Origin of the sequence: Actinomadura sp. WMMA1423, assembly GCF_006547145.1 — a bacterium.
GTDB lineage: Bacteria > Actinomycetota > Actinomycetes > Streptosporangiales > Streptosporangiaceae > Spirillospora.
Genome location: NZ_CP041244.1, coordinates 126,240 through 141,874 on the forward strand (window position 1 = coordinate 126,240; position 15,635 = coordinate 141,874).

The 15,635-nt window shown below is 74.3% G+C and carries 15 protein-coding genes; 8 read left to right on the plus strand and 7 right to left on the minus strand.

Going from position 1 to position 15,635, the window contains the following annotated elements:
* Positions 1-48: 48 nt before the first annotated feature.
* On the minus strand, positions 49-1,425 hold the full coding sequence (locus FKD65_RS00585; protein ID WP_141575156.1) for a KamA family radical SAM protein: 1,377 nt from the start codon (positions 1,423-1,425) through the stop codon (positions 49-51).
* Between the two features lie 136 nt (positions 1,426-1,561).
* Between FKD65_RS00585 and FKD65_RS00590 the strand changes: the two genes are divergently transcribed.
* On the plus strand, positions 1,562-2,614 hold the full coding sequence (locus FKD65_RS00590; protein WP_240809914.1) for a zinc-binding dehydrogenase: 1,053 nt from the start codon (positions 1,562-1,564) through the stop codon (positions 2,612-2,614).
* 52 nt (positions 2,615-2,666) lie between these two features.
* Entirely contained in the window at positions 2,667-3,998 is a 1,332-nt protein-coding gene (locus FKD65_RS00595; protein WP_141575158.1) for a DUF2252 domain-containing protein, read from the plus strand.
* Positions 3,999-4,080: 82 nt separating this feature from the next.
* Here the strand turns inward: FKD65_RS00595 and FKD65_RS43870 are convergent, their stop codons facing one another.
* Both FKD65_RS43870 and FKD65_RS00605 read right to left on the minus strand, forming a co-directional pair.
* Positions 4,081-4,797 carry a hypothetical protein gene (locus FKD65_RS43870; RefSeq protein WP_168220899.1) on the minus strand — a complete coding sequence of 239 codons (717 nt, stop codon included), beginning with the start codon at positions 4,795-4,797 and terminating at the stop codon, positions 4,081-4,083.
* Positions 4,797-5,564 carry a DUF4239 domain-containing protein gene (locus tag FKD65_RS00605; RefSeq protein ID WP_141575162.1) on the minus strand — a complete coding sequence of 256 codons (768 nt, stop codon included), beginning with the start codon at positions 5,562-5,564 and terminating at the stop codon, positions 4,797-4,799. The genes FKD65_RS43870 and FKD65_RS00605 overlap by 1 nt, the downstream gene beginning before the upstream one ends.
* Positions 5,565-5,838: 274 nt before the next feature.
* On the opposite strand from FKD65_RS00605, the gene FKD65_RS00610 reads away from it, so the two are divergent.
* From FKD65_RS00610 to FKD65_RS00635, 6 genes are all read left to right on the plus strand, one after another.
* Entirely contained in the window at positions 5,839-7,458 is a 1,620-nt protein-coding gene (locus FKD65_RS00610) for a lysine 5,6-aminomutase subunit alpha (RefSeq protein ID WP_141575164.1), read from the plus strand.
* On the plus strand, positions 7,455-8,294 hold the full coding sequence (locus tag FKD65_RS00615; protein ID WP_141575166.1) for an OAM dimerization domain-containing protein: 840 nt from the start codon (positions 7,455-7,457) through the stop codon (positions 8,292-8,294). Before FKD65_RS00610 ends, FKD65_RS00615 begins: the two co-directional genes overlap by 4 nt.
* On the plus strand, positions 8,291-8,686 hold the full coding sequence (locus tag FKD65_RS00620) for a hotdog fold domain-containing protein (RefSeq protein WP_141575168.1): 396 nt from the start codon (positions 8,291-8,293) through the stop codon (positions 8,684-8,686). The genes FKD65_RS00615 and FKD65_RS00620 overlap by 4 nt, the downstream gene beginning before the upstream one ends.
* A 555-nt stretch (positions 8,687-9,241) precedes the next feature.
* A complete protein-coding gene (gene lnt / locus FKD65_RS00625) occupies positions 9,242-10,942 on the plus strand; it encodes an apolipoprotein N-acyltransferase (protein WP_240809915.1) in 1,701 nt (566 codons plus the stop codon).
* 5 nt (positions 10,943-10,947) lie between these two features.
* Positions 10,948-11,694 carry a polyprenol monophosphomannose synthase gene (locus FKD65_RS00630; RefSeq protein WP_141575171.1) on the plus strand — a complete coding sequence of 249 codons (747 nt, stop codon included), beginning with the start codon at positions 10,948-10,950 and terminating at the stop codon, positions 11,692-11,694.
* An 84-nt stretch (positions 11,695-11,778) separates the two neighbouring features.
* The gene (locus FKD65_RS00635; RefSeq protein ID WP_141575173.1) at positions 11,779-12,321 is read left to right on the plus strand and encodes an FxsA family protein; all 543 of its coding nucleotides are present in this window, start codon (positions 11,779-11,781) and stop codon (positions 12,319-12,321) included.
* A gap of 13 nt (positions 12,322-12,334) precedes the next feature.
* Here the strand turns inward: FKD65_RS00635 and FKD65_RS00640 are convergent, their stop codons facing one another.
* The 4 genes from FKD65_RS00640 to FKD65_RS00655 are packed head-to-tail and all read right to left on the minus strand — an operon-like array spanning position 12,335 to position 15,523.
* Entirely contained in the window at positions 12,335-13,153 is an 819-nt protein-coding gene (locus FKD65_RS00640) for an ABC transporter permease subunit (RefSeq protein ID WP_141575176.1), read from the minus strand.
* Positions 13,150-13,860, minus strand: coding sequence for an ABC transporter permease subunit (locus FKD65_RS00645; RefSeq protein ID WP_141575178.1), 711 nt, complete (start codon positions 13,858-13,860; stop codon positions 13,150-13,152). The genes FKD65_RS00640 and FKD65_RS00645 overlap by 4 nt, the downstream gene beginning before the upstream one ends.
* Positions 13,794-14,597, minus strand: a complete 804-nt coding sequence (locus FKD65_RS00650) for a DUF1349 domain-containing protein (RefSeq protein WP_141575180.1) — start codon at positions 14,595-14,597, stop codon at positions 13,794-13,796. Before FKD65_RS00650 ends, FKD65_RS00645 begins: the two co-directional genes overlap by 67 nt.
* Entirely contained in the window at positions 14,594-15,523 is a 930-nt protein-coding gene (locus FKD65_RS00655) for an ABC transporter ATP-binding protein (protein WP_141575183.1), read from the minus strand. The genes FKD65_RS00650 and FKD65_RS00655 overlap by 4 nt, the downstream gene beginning before the upstream one ends.
* Positions 15,524-15,635: the final 112 nt, after the last annotated feature.

Consider the following 15,635-nt stretch of genomic DNA (forward strand, 5'->3'; position numbering starts at 1 on the left):
TTCCGGCACGTTCCAGATCTACAATGTATAGGCGCCGGCCGCGGCGGCTCACGCCTCCGACTGCCGCCGCCACCACTCCTGGCCTTCCGGCGGCAGCGTGTAGATCGGGTCGTGGTACTCGTAGCGCCGGGTCAGCGCGTCGGGGTCGGACAGCTCCAGGCCGGTGCGGTAGTTCTTCGTCCAGTAGGAGATGCCGCGCTCGCGGTCGTAGTCGGCGAGCTGGTGCACCCACCGCTTGCCGACGTAGGGGACGTCGCAGACGATCCGCGGGGTGGCGAAGCCGGGCAGGTAGCCCATGATCGCGTGCTGCAGCTCCTGCGCCTCCCAGACCGCGAGCCGCCAGTGCTCGCTGCTCGGGATCATGTCGCACATGTACAGGTAGTACGGCAGGATCCCGGCCTCGTCGAGCAGCGCGAACGACAGGTCGAGCAGGGCCTCGGGGGTGTCGTTCACGCCGCGCAGCAGCACGCCCTGGTTGCGCACGTCGCGGATGCCGGTGTCGAGCATCGCGCGGGCGGCCCTGGCGACCAGCGGCGTCACCGACTGGGCGGCGTTGACGTGGGTGTGGATGGCGATCTGCACGCCGCGCGAGTTGGCCTTGGTCGCCAGGCGCTCCATCCCGGCGCGGACGTCGTCCTGCAGCCAGTGCTGCGGCAGCCCCATGAGCGCCTTGCTGGCCAGCCGGACGTCGCGGATGTTCTCGATGTCCAGCAGCGAGTCGACGAACGACTCCAGGCGCGCCCACGGCATGTTGGCGACGTCGCCGCCGGAGACGACCACGTCGCGGACGCCGGGGGAGCGGCGCAGGTAGTCCAGCATGGCGCCGAGCCGGTCCGGCGGCTTGATGGTGAACTTGTGCTTGTCGACGGTCGGCGTGGAGTTGCCGACCAGGTCCATGCGGGTGCAGTGGCCGCAGTACTGCGGGCAGGTCGGCAGGAGCTCGGCCAGCACCTTGGTGGGGTAGCGGTGGGTGAGGCCCTCGACGGCCCACATCTCGGCCTCGTGCAGAGAGTCGCGGGAGGCGTGCGGGTGGGACGGCCAGTCGGTCCGCCGGTCGCTGAACACAGGGAGCATGTAGCGGCGCACGGGGTCGGCGTAGAAGGACTCGGTGGAGGAGGAGTCCATCGTGTTCAGCATCTGGGGCGGCAGCAGCATCGACATGGTGGCGCGCTCGGCCTGGTCGCGCTCCAGGTCGGCGTAGAAGCGCTCGTCGAGCAGGTCGCCCATGACGCGTCGCAGCTGCCGCACGTTCTTCACGCAGTGGGCGCGCTGCCACTGCGCGGACTCCCACTCGGCCTCCGTGACGTCCCGCCATCCCGGCAGGCGCCGCCAGTCGGGCTCCACCAGCGGCCGGCGCCGGTAGGCGTAGGGCTGGCGCGCGGCCTCCTCGGACTGGAGGGCGTCCGGGTGCAGGGCAGTGGTCATCGTCGACCGCCTCCTCGCCTCACATTGATCGCATAAAAGTCTTGTGTGCCGTTGACGTTACGGGAAGACTTTCGTTGAAACTAGTGGTGCCCTGGATATCTTGCGTGACACCACCCGATGTTAGGAGAAAGACGGCATGGCGATGACGGGAGGCGGGACCGGGACGGCGGTCGGGCTGCACCGCGTGCTGGAGCCCGCGGGCGTCCTGCCGCAGGCCGCGCTCCGGCTGGATCCCGACCCGCGGATCCGGCCGGACGAGGTGCGGATCGGCGTCGAGCGCCTCAACCTGGACGCCGCGTCCTACCGCCAGCTGCACACCGCGCACGGCGGCGACCCGGACGCGATCCGCGCCGAGGTGCTGCGGATCATCGGGGAGCGCGGCAAGATGCACAACCCGGTGACCGGGTCGGGCGGCATGCTCGTCGGCGTGGTCGAGGAGGCCGGGCCGGAATCGCCGCTCGGCCTGAAGCCCGGCGACCGCGTCGCCACGCTGGTGTCCCTCACGCTCACGCCGCTGGCGGTCACCGACGGGCTCGCGGGGTGGGACGGGCGGTCGGAGCAGGTGCCTGCGCGGGGCCACGCGATCCTGTTCGCCCGCTCCATCGCCGCCGTCCTGCCGGACGACCTCCCGGTGCCGCTCGCCCTCGCCGTCATGGACGTGTGCGGCGCGCCCGCCCTTACCCACCGCGTCGTCTCGGCGCGCGGGGGCGCTCCCACGGTGGCCGTGCTGGGCGCGGCCGGCAAGAGCGGGTGCCTGTCGCTGGCCGCCGCCCGCCGCGCCGGCGCGTCCCGCCTGATCGGGCTCGTCCCCACCGCCGAGGAGGAGGAGCGGCTGGCGGCCTCCGGCCTCGCCGACGCCGTCGTGCGCGCCGACGCGCGCGACCCGGTGGCGGTCGCGGAGGCCGTCGGCGAGCCGGTCGACGTCACGGTGGTGTGCGTCGACGTGCCGGGCTGCGAGCACGGCGCGATCCTCGCCACCGCCCCCGGCGGCACCGTCGTGTTCTTCTCGATGGCGACCTCGTTCCCGGCCGCCGCGCTCGGCGCCGAGGGGCTCGCCGCCGACGTCACGATGCTCATCGGGAACGGCTACGTCCCCGGGCACGCCGAGACCGCCCTGGAACTGGTGCGGTCGGAACCCGCCGTGCGTGCGCTGTTCACCTCCCGGACCGGTGCGGATTCGGCAGAATGACCGGAAACGTCCCGGCCCTGGCGGGGACCGTCCGACCATCGAGGGAGAGAGCATGGCGAGCATCACCGACGAACTGCGCGGGCGGGACCCGAAGGAGCGCCAGGCGCAGATCGTCGACGTCCTGGTCGACGCCTTCTCGGACCTGATGGAGCGCAGCCCCGCCGAGTTCCGCCGCCGGTTCCGGAAGATGGCCTCCGACCCGTTCGCCTTCTACCGGGGGAGCGCCTGCCTGTTCTACGCCGACATCGTGCACGACGACGACCCGTGGGCGGACGAGCGCACGTCCCGCGTGTGGATCCAGGGCGACCTGCACGCGCAGAACTTCGGCACCTACATGAACGACGACGGGGTCTTCGTCTTCGACGTCAACGACTACGACGAGGCCTACGTCGGCCACTTCACCTGGGACGTCAAGCGGCTGGTCGCCAGCCTGGCGCTGCTGGCGTGGCAGAAGGCGATCTCCGACGCCGACATCCGCCGGCTCATCGAGACCTACGTGCGCGCCTACGTCGACCAGGTCCGCAGGTTCGCCGCGCACGAGGGCGACCAGAAGTTCGCGCTGACCCTCGACACCACCGACGGCTACGTCCGCGACGTGCTCGTCGCCGCGATGGGCGGCACCCGGACCGGGCTGCTGGCCGGCATGACCGTGGTGTCCGGGGCCGAGCGGCGGTTCCTCGACCGCCCCGGCGTCCGACGCCTGGACGACGCCGAGCGGGCCAAGGTCGAGGCCGCCTACGAGGAGTACCTGGAGACCATCCCGGCGGAGAAGCGCTTCGGCAGCCTCACCTACATGATCAAGGACATCGTCGGCGCGTCCGGGTTCGGGATCGGCTCGGCCGGGCTGTCGGCCTACAACATCCTCGTGGAGGGCAACACCCAGGCGCTGGAGAACGACGTCATCCTGTCGATGAAGCAGGGCAACGTCGCCGCCGCCAGCCGCGTCGTCGACGACACCCGCATCCGCGAGTACTTCCGGCACCACGGGCACCGCACCGCCGTCTCGCGGCGCGCGCTGCAGGCCAACAGCGACCCTTGGCTCGGGCACACCCGGATCGACGGCGTCGGCTACGTCGTGCAGGAGCTGTCGCCCTACGAGGAGGACCTCGACTGGGGCGGCCTCACCGAGCCCGAGGACATGCTGTCGGTGCTGGACGACCTGGGCCGCGCCACCGCCAAGGTGCACTGCGTGTCCGACACCGACTCCGACCACACCCTGGTCGGGTTCCAGGTCGAGGACGCCATCGACGCGGTGATCGGCCGGGACGAGTCGGCCTTCGTCGAGGCGATGGTGGCGTTCGGCACCGAGTACGCCGAGATCGTCCGGCAGGACCACATCTTCTTCGTGGACGCCTTCCGCAACCACGAGATCCCCGGCCTGTAGACCGCTCCACCGGCCGCCGGGGCAGGCGGCCGGTGGCGGCCCGGCGCCTTCGTCGGGCGCGGTGGTGCGGTGGCCGTGCCGGTCAGTGGGCGAAGGCGATCGCGGTGCCGGCGCTGATGACGACGGCGAGCACGACCAGCACCAGCGAGGAGCGCAGCGGGTCGCGGCGCCGGGGCGGCGGCTTGTCCGCCCGCGGCACCGTGTGCATCCGCATCGGTGCGGGCTTCGCGGGCGGTTTCGGTGCGGGCGCTTCCGGTGCGGGCTGAGCCGGTTCGGGCCGCGTCCGCGGGGGCGGGCCCGGCGTGCGCGGCGCGAGCGTCACGGGCGGCGGCTTCGGCGCGGCGGCGGCCGGCGGGGCCGGTGCAGGGTGCGCGGGCTGCGCGGGCTGCGGAGCCTCCGGCGGGGCCGCAGGCGGCTCCGGCGGTTCCTGGGGAGGCGCCGGGGGCTGTGCCGGGGGCTCCGGAGTGTCGGGGGGCGGCTCCTCCGGCGGTGCGGGCTGGGGGGCGTCCGGCAGGCCGCAGGCGTCCGCGGGGCCGCCCGCGATCTCGATGTCGACGCAGATGCTGATGCTGATCTCCGGCGCGGGCGGCTGTTCGGCCGCCGCGGTGGCCGGGAGGCCGAGCAGGACCGTGGGCAGCGCCAGAGCCGGCAGAGCGAGTGCCGGCAGCCCGCGGGCGTGCGGCGTCCGCGTCGTTCGTGCCGGTGTCGTTCGTGCCGGGGGTGTCCGTGGCCGCGACGTGCGGGTCGGGCGGCTGCGGGTCGGCCGTGCCGCGGCCGGCGGGGCTGGGCGGCGGCGCATCAACCCCCTCCCGCGATGCGCTGCAGGTCGGCGTGGAGGCTGGTGAACGCCTCCGGCCCGACGGCCAGGGCGCCGGTGAACACGTGCGAGATGTCGATGGTGAGATAGGTCCCGGCGGCGAGCAGCCCGGCCATCAGCGCCAGCGGCACCAGCGCCATGCCGCGCGGGCGGGCGCCCACCAGGAACGGCAGCAGCAGGACCACGACGCCGGTGAGGAAGGTGACGGCGAGCAGGCCGGCGGGCGGCGTCGTGGCGGCGTCGGCGGCGCGCTGCCGGCGCGCCGCCGAGACCTCGCCGAGGTGGTCCAGGACGGCGCCGCGGGCGTCCTTGGCCTCGTCGGTCGGGGCCTGGATCGCGATGACCTCGTGGCGCAGCCCGTCCAGTTCTGCCCAGCCGCGTGAGCTGAGCCGCCCGTGCTTCATCAGCCGCCACTCGGGGCCGCGGACGAGTTCGACATAGGTGATGAGCCCCTCCTGGACGCGCCGGGCGTCCACCGCGGGGAGGCGCTCGGCGGCCCAGTAGGCCTCGGTGATCGCCTGGCTCTCGGTGTAGGTGTTGGAGCGGGCGGAGTCGGCGGTGGTCCACGGCACGACGATGGCGATGGCGAACGCCAGCAGGAACAGCGCCGAGAGCATCGCGCCGGTGTGGGAGGAGGTGGGGCCGTCGGGGGCGTCGTCGTCCACGGTGCCGCGCGTCCGCCGCACCAGCCGGCTCGCCGCGATGACCACGCCGACGGCGCAGGCCGCGGCCGCGAAATAGATGATCATGCCCCTCCAGAGATCGACCCGTCCATGACCGGGGGTGAGCATAGCTTTACCAAGCGTTGCCATGAGCGGGTCGCCGCCAACCGTCACCTGGAGGTGAGGTGACCGTCCGCGGAGGGAAGGCGGGCCTGGGTGCCGCCGGAAGATGGCGGGAGATGTGGTGGTAGTTCTTGTGGAATACGGTGTCCATACCGGAAGATCTCCTGAAGAGAACTCGGTATGAAGGATGATTGTTCGGACCGGCCTGAGAGGGGCGGCTGCGTGAGGGGAGACGGCAATGGCGCCGCAGGGAAAGCTGGACCTCGACCCGGAGGTGGTGCGCACCGCCCGGCGCCTGGCCGCCCGGGCCGCCGAACCCATCATCGACATGGCCCGCTCCCACACCACCGTCTCCGTGGAGCGGGCGCTGCTGCGGCTGGCAGGCCTGACCGGCGCCGACGATGAGGGGCGCCCCTGGGTCAACCACCTCGCCGACACCGTCCGCGACCAGGTCGGCCTGGAGCACGGGCTCGCCCTGCCGGTCTGGGACGCCCTGCTGAGCGGCCCGTACGGCTCCCTCGACGACCTGGCCCGGGCCGCCGCCCGCGGACGGGTGTCGTTCCGGCTGCCGTCGGGCACCGACGCCGAGCACGCCCGCAAGGCCGCGGGTGAGGCGGCCCGCGGCGGCATGGCGCGCGTCGACCGCCGCCGCGCCGAGCGCGACCGGCTGCTGGCCGAGCTGCCCACCCCCGACGGGGCCGAGCCGCCGAGGCCGCTGGTCTACCTGATCGTGGCGACCGGCGACATCTACGAGGACATCCCGCAGGCGCAGGCCGCCGCGCGCGAGGGCGCCGACGTTGTGGCGGTGATCCGCTCCACCGGGCAGTCGCTGCTGGACTTCGTCCCCGAGGGCGCCACCCGGGAGGGCTACGCCGGCACCTACGCCACCCGGGAGAACTTCCGGCTGATGCGCTCGGCTCTCGACGACGTCTCCCGCGAGCTCGGCCGGTACGTGCGGCTGACGAACTACGCCTCCGGGCTGTGCATGCCGGAGATCGCGACGCTCGCCGGGCTGGAGCGCCTGGACATGATGCTGAACGACTGCATGTACGGGATCATCTTCCGCGACATCAACCCGCGCCGGACGTTCATCGACCAGCGCTTCTCGCGGCAGATCCACGCCCGCGCCGGGATCGTCATCAACACCGGCGAGGACAACTACCTCACCACCGCCGACGCCGTCGACGCCGCGCACACCGTGGTCGTCAGCCAGCTGCTGAACGAGCGGTTCGGGCACGAGGCCGGGCTCCGCGACGACCAGCTCGGCCTCGGCCACGCCTTCGAGATCAACCCGGCGATCCCGGAGTCGTTCCGGCTGGAGCTGGCGCACGCCCAGCTCGTCCGGGAGCTGTTCCCCGGCGCGCCGCTGAAGTACATGCCGCCGACCAAGCACATGACGGGCAACATCTTCGCCGGCTACCTGCTGGACGCGTTCTTCAACCTCGCGGGCGTGATGACCGGCCAGTCGATCATCCTGATCGGGATGATGACCGAGGGCATCCACACCCCCTGGCTGTCGGACCGCGACCTGGCGCTGGAGAACGTCCGGTACGTCCGCGACGCGTGCGGGGACCTCGCCGAGGACTTCATGCCCCGCCCGGACGGGATGCTCGTCCAGCGCGCCAAGCAGGTGCTGTCGGAGTCGGTGGATCTGCTGGAGCGCATCGCCGACGACGGGCTCCTGGACGCCATCGCCGAGGGCACGTTCGGCGTCACCCGCCGCCCGTCCGACGGGGGCAAGGGCCTGGACGGCGTCGTCCCGCGCGCCGACGGGTACTTCAACCCCGCGATCGACATCCTCGACACCGAGGACCCGCACGCCGCCCGCCCCGCCGCCGACCAGGAGGTGCCCGCATGACGGTCGAGAGCCCCGGAACCGGTACCGGGACCCAGGCCCCCGCCGAGCCCGCCGACACCCGGCAGGTCATCCGCCCCTACGGCGACACCACGGGCGACGGCATGGTGCAGATGTCGTTCACCCTGCCCGTCCCGGCCGGGAAGCGCGCCGAGGCGGCCGCCCTGCAGCTCGCCGGGAAGATGGGCCTGGACCCGGCCAGCGTCGTCCACGCCAAGCCGATGGGCCCCGACTTCACGTTCTTCATCGTGTACGGCAAGGTGCGGCACCTCATCGACTACGCCTCCATCCCCGCCCCGGAGGAGCGCGCCTACCCGCTGCTGTCCTCCCAGGAGGTGAACCTGGCGATCCGCGAGGCGCTGAACCGGCGGCTGGTGGTCGTCGGGGCCTGCATCGGCACCGACGCGCACACCGTGGGGATCGACGCGATCCTCAACGTCAAGGGGTACGCGGGGGAGAAGGGCCTGGAGTACTACCGGGAGATCCAGGTCGTGAACATGGGCGCCCAGGTCACGGTCGAGGAACTGGTGGAGCGCGCCAAGGCCGAGGACGCCGACGCGGTCCTGGTCTCCCAGGTCGTCACCCAGCGCAACGCCCACCTGCACAACACCAAGCAGATGGCCGCCGCGTTCCACGCCGAGTACCCGACCGCGGTGGCCGGGGGCATGGGCCGGCCGCTGCTGGTCGTCGGCGGCCCCCGCTTCGACACCGTCACCGAGGCCGACCTCGGCGTCGACCGCATCTTCGGCAAGGGCACCACGCCCGCCGAGGTCGCCAGCTACCTCGTGCACGCCCTGCTGCCCGGCGAGCACCGGCCCACGACGATGGAGGAAGAGTGAGCGACCCCCGCGAGGGACTGACCGTCACCCACCGCCGCTACATCCCCTACTCGCACGCGCACTACGCGGGCGACCTGGTCGACGGCGCCTACGTGCTGGGCCTGTTCGGGGACGTGGCCACGGAGCTGTGCATCCGCACCGACGGCGACGAGGGCCTGTTCGCCTCCTACTCCGACGTGCAGTTCCGCGCGCCGGTCCGGGCCGGCGACGTCCTGGAGACCACCGCGGTCCTGACCCGCGCGGGCACCCGCAGCCGCGTGATGGACTTCGAGGCCCGCGTGGTTTGCCGGGGACGTCCCGACAAGGGCGAGTCGGCCGCCGAGGTGCTGCCCGAGCCGGTCGTCGCGGTCACCGCGTCCGGCACCGTCGTGGTGGCGGCCTCGGGAGCCTGACCCGCGGGGCCCTCACGGGCAGCGCCGAGGCGGGGACCGCCGCCCGCGGCGGCCGCCGCGGGCGGGAAAAGGGCGTCCGGTGAAATCGCCGAACGCCCTGATCATGGTGCTGAGCTGGGAGAACATGGAGTCGCCGCAGAACATGCGGCGGTTGACAAGGTGGCGGAAGCCGGTAGTTTTGCTGCAGTCCAGCACGGGACTCACCGATCGGCCGCCCGAGGGGCCGCCGGGCGCCGCGCCGCGACGGGGACGGGGATCACGACAGTGGTCGGCATCGTGCCCGCCCGAGCCAGCGCGGTGATCCGGGGCCGTACCGGGCGGAGCCGCCCGATCGCGCGGGGGGTTGGACCCGGGAAGGGCCCGGACATCCAGTAGAAAACGGAGCCTCGTTCTCACCGCCTGTGGGACGACTCCGGCCCGACGGATGTCGCGGGCCCTCTTCCGTGTCCGGCCCCTGGCGGACCGCCCTGCCTCCTTCCTTCCGCGCCCTTGGTCGCCGCGAGGGCCCGCGCCCGGTAGCGTTCCGGCAAGGGACCCGATCGAACGAGGTGGGACGTGGCCCAGGAGACCCTCCCGGACCGGTCGCCGGCGGCGGGGCCGGGCGACGGCCCGGGCGGCGAGCCCGGTACCGGGGCGCGGCGGCGGCGGCTCGGCCGGCTGCGCGGTGGCCTGCGCTCAGGCGGCCGCGCGGGCTGGCCCCGCACGCTGCTGGCCGTGGCGGCCGGGCTCCTGATGTGGCCGGCCTTCCCCCCGTTCGACCTCACGCCCCTCGCGCCGGTGGGCGTGGCCCTGCTGACCCTCGCCCTGTACCGCCGGGCGGCCCGGACCGGCGCCTGGCTGGCCTTCGTCGGCGGCGCCGCGTTCTTCCTCCCCGCCCTGGAGGGCATCTCCAGGATCGGCCCGGACGGCTGGGTCGTCCTCAGCCTCGTCGAGGCCGCCTACTTCCTGCCCCTGGGCGCCGGCGTCGCGGTGGTCACCCGGCTCCCGGGCTGGCCGGTGTGGACGGCCGCGCTGTGGGTCGGCGAGGAAGCGCTCCGCGGCCGCGTCCCGTTCGGGGGGTTCCCCTGGGCGCGGCTGGCGTTCAGCCAGACCTCCACTCCGCTGACCCCGTACGCGTCCATCGGCGGCGCGCCCCTGGTCACGTTCCTCACCGCGCTGGTCGGCGGGCTCCTCGCCTGCGCGGCCGTCGCCGCCCACCGCGCCCGGCGCGCCCGTTCCCGGGCTCAGGGCTCCGAGGTCCAGAGCTCCGGGGGCGAGGGCGAGCGGGAGCCGTCCCGGACGCGCCGGGCCCTGGTCCCCGCCGCGGTCTGCCTCGGCGCGGTCGGGGCCGTCGTCGGCGGCGGCCTGCTGATCCCCACCCCCGCGTCCGGCCGCCCGGTCACCGTCGCGGTGATCCAGGGCAACGTGCCGCGCCTCGGCCTCGACTTCCTCGGCCAGCGCCAGGCCGTCCTGAACAACCACGTCAAGGCCACCCACGAGCTGGCCGCGCGGGTCCGCTCGGGCCGGGTCGCGAGGCCCGAGCTGGTGGTGTGGCCGGAGAACGCCAGCGACCTGGACCCCTACGCCGAGCCCGACGCCTACAACGCCATCGACGGCGCGGTGAAGGACATCGGCGTGCCCGTCCTCGTCGGCGCCCTCACCGACACCCCCGACGGGGAGAAGGTCGAGAACCGCGGCATCGTGTGGGATCCGCGGACCGGTCCCGGCGACTACTACGTCAAGCGGCACCCCGTCCCGTTCGGGGAGTACCTGCCGTTCCGCGACGTGCTCACCAAGCTGATCACCCGGTTCGAGCGGATCCCCCGCGACTTCGCCAAGGGGACGCGCTCGGGCGTGATGCGGCTCGGGCCGGTGGACGTCGGCGACGTGATCTGCTTCGAGGTCGCCTACGACAAGGAGGTCCGCGACGTGGCGCGCGGCGACCTCCTGGTCGTGCAGACCAACAACGCCACCTACGGCAAGACCAGCCTGCCGCCGCAGCAGATCGCCATGTCGCGGCTGCGGGCGGTCGAACATGGCCGTACGATCTTGGTAGCCGCGACGAGCGGGATCAGTGCCATCGTCGCCCCCGACGGCCGGATGGTCGACCGGTCCCGGGAGTTCGTCCCCGACATCCAGGTCGCGGCCGTCCCGGCGCGCTCGTCGCGGACGACGGCCGACCGGCTGGGCGAGGCGCCCGAGTGGGCGCTCGCGCTGCTCGGGCTCGGCGCGGTCTGCGCGGCGGCATGGACAGCCAGGAAGAACGAGGGGAATTGACGCCGATGGAGATCCCAGCCGGGCTCGGCCGGGTGCTCGTGATCATCCCGACGTACAACGAGCGGGACAACATCGAGCGCATCGTCGGGCGGGTGCGCGAGGCCGCCCCGTCGGCGGACGTCCTGGTCGTGGACGACGCGAGCCCCGACGGAACCGGCGAGGCCGCCGACGCGATGGCGGCCGCGGACGAGCAGGTCAAGGTCCTGCACCGGCAGGGCAAGGAGGGCCTCGGCCCCGCCTACATCGCCGGTTTCCGGTGGGCGGCCGAGCACGGCTACGACGTCATGGTCGAGATGGACGCCGACGGCTCCCACCAGCCCGAGGAGCTGCCGCGGCTGCTGTCGGCGCTGGAGGACGCCGACCTCGTCATCGGCGCCCGCTGGGTGCCCGGCGGCCGGGTGCGCAACTGGCCGAAGCGGCGCGAGGCGCTGTCGCGCGGCGCCAACACCTACGCCCGGGTGATGCTCGGCATCCCGCTGCACGACTCCACCGGCGGGTACCGCGCCTTCCGCGCCGCGACCCTGGAGAAGATCGGGCTGGAGGGGGTCGACTCGCGCGGCTACTGCTTCCAGATCGACCTGGCGCTGCGGGCCCTGCGGCAGGGCCTGCGCGTGGTGGAGGTGCCGATCACCTTCGTCGAGCGCGTCCACGGGACCAGCAAGATGAGCCGGGACGTGATGGCCGAGGCGGCGCTGCGCATCACCCAGTGGGGGATGTCGGACCGCATCGGCAAGCTCCGCGACCCGGGCTGACACGCCCGGCGGGGCCGCCGGGAAACGAACGGGGCCGTCCCGGCGTTGAACAGGGGGAGAGGCTTTCGACCCTGAGATGGAGCCATGCTGCCGCTGCTGATCGTCCTGGCGCTCCTGCTGCTGCCGGTCCTGGAGATCTTCGTGCTGATCCAGGTCGGCGGGGTGATCGGCGTCTGGCCCACGGTCGGGCTGCTGATCGCCGAGACCGTCCTCGGCGCGTGGCTCGTCCGCCGGGAGGGCCGCCGCGCGTGGCGGGCCCTGCAGGAGACGGCGCGGCGCGGCGTCCTGCCCGACCGGGAGGTAGCGGACGCTGCGCTGGTCATGGCCGGCGGCGTGCTGCTGCTGGTCCCCGGCTTCGTCACCGACGTGCTGGGGCTCGCGCTGGTGCTCCCGTTCACCCGGCCGCTCGTCCGCCGCGCGCTGGCGGTGTTCGCGGCCCGGCGGATGCGGGCCGCCGAGGAGCGCGCCGCCACGATGTTCCCGCCCGGCGCCGCCGGGTTCGACCCGTTCGGGCGCGGCCGCGGCCCCGAGCGCGTCGAGACCCCGCCGGGACCGGTGGTCCGCGGCGAGGTCCTCCACGACGGCGAGGCCGCCGGGGAGAAGGACGACAGGCCTTCCCGCGCCTGACCGCCCCGCCCCGTCAGGCGTCGCGGGCGGCGAACACGGCGCCGCCCGCCAGCAGGGCGGCGGCCGCGTAAAGGGCGAGGACGCCGAGGCCCTGCCACGGCCCGATCGGCAGCCGGTCCAGGCCGCGCGTCGCCTGGACGGCCAGGCCCGCCGTCATCGGCGCGGCCTTCGACAGCCGGTCCCGCCACGCGTCGTCGCCGACGAGCCCCACCAGGACCGGCACGATCCACAGCAGTGCCAGCACCGCGCCGATCGCCACCGCCTGCTCCCGCAGCACCGTCCCCACGCCCAGGGCGAGCAGAGCGACCAGCACCAGGTAAAGGACGGTCCCCGCGGCCGCGCGGGCGGTGGGGCCGTCGGCGAGCGACAGCGGCGGGTAGCCGTTCGCGGCCGTGAAGCCGTTGCCCGGCAGGATGCCCCGCCCCGCCGCGAGCGCCGCCAGCACCCCGGCCGTCCCGGCCGCGGCGACCAGGCCCGCCACCACGGCCGCCTTGGCGGCCAGGACGGTGACCCGCCCCGGCACCGCCGCCAGCGTCGCGGTGATCGTCCCGGTGGCGTACTCGCCGCCGACCGCCAGCACGCCGAGCACGACCGCGGCGACCTGCCCCACCTGGACCCCCGACAGCGCCAGCTTCGGCGTGTCCTCCATGCACGCGGCCGGCGTGGCGCAGTGCGCGGTGTCCACCGTCCCGGTCACCGCGGCGCCCACCGCGGCGACCAGCACCGCGAGCGCCGGTGCGAGCAGCAGGGTGCTCGGCACCGTGCGCAGCTTCGTCCACTCGGCGTGCAGCGCGTGCAGCGCGCGCACGCCCCCGGGCACCGGGCCGGTCATGCGTCGCGCCGCCTGAGCAGCCACGCGGCGGCGGCCAGCGCGACCGCCGTGTAGGCGCACAGCACCCCGAGCCCCGCCCACGGGTCGATCGCCCGGTCGAACCGGACGACGGTCTGCTGGATCGCGAACCCCGCCGCCGGGGTGAGCCGCTCCAGCCACCGCGCCGCCGACAGCGGCAGCCCGGTCGCCACGATCTGCGGGACGAGCAGGAGCAGCAGCACGATCGTCATCGCCGGCGCGCTGCGCCGCACGATCACCGCGACCGCCACGGAGAACACGCCGATCACGGCGAGCAGCACCGCCGTGCCGAGGACCGCGCGCAGCACGGCGCCGTCGCCGAGCGACGGCGTCGCCAGCCCGTGCGAGCGCTGCACCGGCCGGGCGAGCAGCACCGACCCGGCCGCCGCCGCGAGCCCCGCCGCCAGCGACGCCAGGCCCACCACGACCGCCTTGGCGGCCAGCACCCGGCCGCGCCCGGGGAAGGCGGCGAGCGTCGTGCGCAGCGTCCCGCGCCGGTACTCGGCCGTCACCGACAGCACCGCCATCGCCACGATCGCCACCTGGCCGATCAGCGCCCCGGCCAGGACGGCCTTGGTGGCGTCGTCGGCGAACTCGTTGGGCCCGATGTCGCCCACGCCCTTCAGCGTGAACGTCCCGCCGGACCCGGTGCGGCCGTCCAGGGACGGGTCGGCCGCCGGCCCGCCCACGGCGCCGCGGTCGCGCCACGCGGCTCCCGGCTGCGCCGGCGCCACCGCGACCTGGTCGAACGTCGCCCGGTGCGGCCCGGGCTGCCTGAGACGCTCTCCCCGCCGAACACGCGCTTCACCTCGACCACGTCCGGGGCGGAGACGAACATGCCCGCAAGGGCCTTGCCGGGCAGCCCGTCCAGCCGGACGGACCCCACGCGGTTCCAGCCTCGCCCGTCGGACGAGGCGTAGCCCGTGACCTCCGTTCCGGCGCGGGTCAGCTTGAGCCAGCGGGGCACGGCGCCCGTCCCGCCGTAGGCGCCGCCGCTCTTGTACCCGGTCTGCAGCCGGACACCGTGCCCCGGCGTGACCGCCAGCGCCGCGTACGGGGCGCCCTGCCCGGCGCTCCCCCTGATCATCAGACCGGCCTTGGCCCACCCGCCGCCGCCCTCCTGCGCGGTGACGCGCGCGACGATCGAGCCGTCCCCCGCCAGGGGCAGGTAGGTGAAGTGGCCGAGGTCGATGATCTGCAGCCGCGCCGGGTCGGACGGTCCGTCCCCCGAACCGGTGGACTCGCTGCTCGCCGCCGTCAGCAGCGCCACCAGCACGGCCAGGAGCACCACCGCCGGCAGGGCCAGCACCCAGCGGCGGACGGTGCGCAGCTTGGTCCACTCGGCCAGCAGCAGCCGCCCGAACCCGTCGCGGGCCTCGTCCTCGAGCGTGCTGCGGTACGAGGCCGCGGTCCCCGGGGCGCTCACCGGGCCTCCCCGGCCCGCGCGGCCTGGAACTCCACCGCGTCGCGGGTCAGCTCCATGTACGCCTCCTCCAGCGAAGCGCGGTGCTCACCGATTCCGCTGAACCCGACCCCGGCCTCGGTGAGCACGGCGATGATCCGCTCGGCGGCCAGTCCCGTGACCGTGACGGCGTCCGGCCCCGCCGCCGCGACGGTGGCGCCCGCGCGCGCCAGGGCGGTCATGGCCTCCCGCCGTTCGGCGGTCCGCAGCTCGACCCGGCCCCCGGACGCGGCGTCCAGCAGCTCCGCGACACTGGTGTCGGCGACCAGCCGGCCGCGCCCGATCACCACCAGGTGGTCGGCGCCGCCCTCCAGCTCGCCCATCAGGTGGCTGGACACCAGCACGGCGCGCCCCTCCGCGGCCAGCGACCGCAGCAGCCCCCGGATCCAGGTGACGCCCTCGGGGTCCAGGCCGTTGACCGGCTCGTCGAACATCAGCACCGGCGGATCCCCGAGCAGCGCCGCGGCGATCCCGAGCCGCTGCCGCATGCCGAGTGAGAATCCGCCCGCCCGGCGGCGGGCCGCGCTCGCCAGCCCGGTCATCGCGATCACCTCGTCCACCCGCCGGGCGGGCAGCCCGCCCGCGTGGGCGAGCCACAGCAGGTGGTCGCGGGCGCGGCGGGCCGGATGGACCGCCGACGCGTCCAGCATCGCCCCGAGCCGGCACAGCGGCGCCCGCAGCGACCGGTAGGGCCGGCCGCCGACCAGCGCCGCCCCGCCGTCGGGCCGGTCCAGCCCCATGATCATCCGCATGGTGGTGGACTTGCCGGCCCCGTTCGGGCCGACGAACCCGGTGACCTGCCCCGGACCGACCGTGAACGACAGGTCGTCCACGGCGAGGGTGGGCCCGTAGCGCTTGCGCAGGCCCCGCACTTCGATGGTTGCCTCCATGGACCGGGAGGCTACGGAGCCCCGCGCCCCCGGGTCATCACGCCGGGGAGGAGTCTTGGCGGGCACGGACCGGGGGACCGGCGTCCCTCCCGCGAGGGACGCCGCGGCGGCA

What these genes read in the sequence shown, in the direction of transcription:
- FKD65_RS00595 (WP_141575158.1), top strand. Translation starts at nt 2,667, where the DNA reads ATGGCGAGCATCACCGACGAACTGCGCGGGCGGGACCCGAAGGAGCGC.
- FKD65_RS43870 (WP_168220899.1), bottom strand. Translation starts at nt 4,797, where the DNA reads ATGCGCCGCCGCCCAGCCCCGCCGGCCGCGGCACGGCCGACCCGCAGC.
- FKD65_RS00635 (WP_141575173.1), top strand. Translation starts at nt 11,779, where the DNA reads ATGCTGCCGCTGCTGATCGTCCTGGCGCTCCTGCTGCTGCCGGTCCTG.
- FKD65_RS00640 (WP_141575176.1), bottom strand. Translation starts at nt 13,153, where the DNA reads ATGACCGGCCCGGTGCCCGGGGGCGTGCGCGCGCTGCACGCGCTGCAC.
- FKD65_RS00655 (WP_141575183.1), bottom strand. Translation starts at nt 15,523, where the DNA reads ATGGAGGCAACCATCGAAGTGCGGGGCCTGCGCAAGCGCTACGGGCCC.
- FKD65_RS00590 (WP_240809914.1), top strand. Translation starts at nt 1,562, where the DNA reads ATGGCGATGACGGGAGGCGGGACCGGGACGGCGGTCGGGCTGCACCGC.
- FKD65_RS00615 (WP_141575166.1), top strand. Translation starts at nt 7,455, where the DNA reads ATGACGGTCGAGAGCCCCGGAACCGGTACCGGGACCCAGGCCCCCGCC.
- FKD65_RS00610 (WP_141575164.1), top strand. Translation starts at nt 5,839, where the DNA reads ATGGCGCCGCAGGGAAAGCTGGACCTCGACCCGGAGGTGGTGCGCACC.
- FKD65_RS00585 (WP_141575156.1), bottom strand. Translation starts at nt 1,425, where the DNA reads ATGACCACTGCCCTGCACCCGGACGCCCTCCAGTCCGAGGAGGCCGCG.
- FKD65_RS00605 (WP_141575162.1), bottom strand. Translation starts at nt 5,564, where the DNA reads ATGATCATCTATTTCGCGGCCGCGGCCTGCGCCGTCGGCGTGGTCATC.
- FKD65_RS00630 (WP_141575171.1), top strand. Translation starts at nt 10,948, where the DNA reads ATGGAGATCCCAGCCGGGCTCGGCCGGGTGCTCGTGATCATCCCGACG.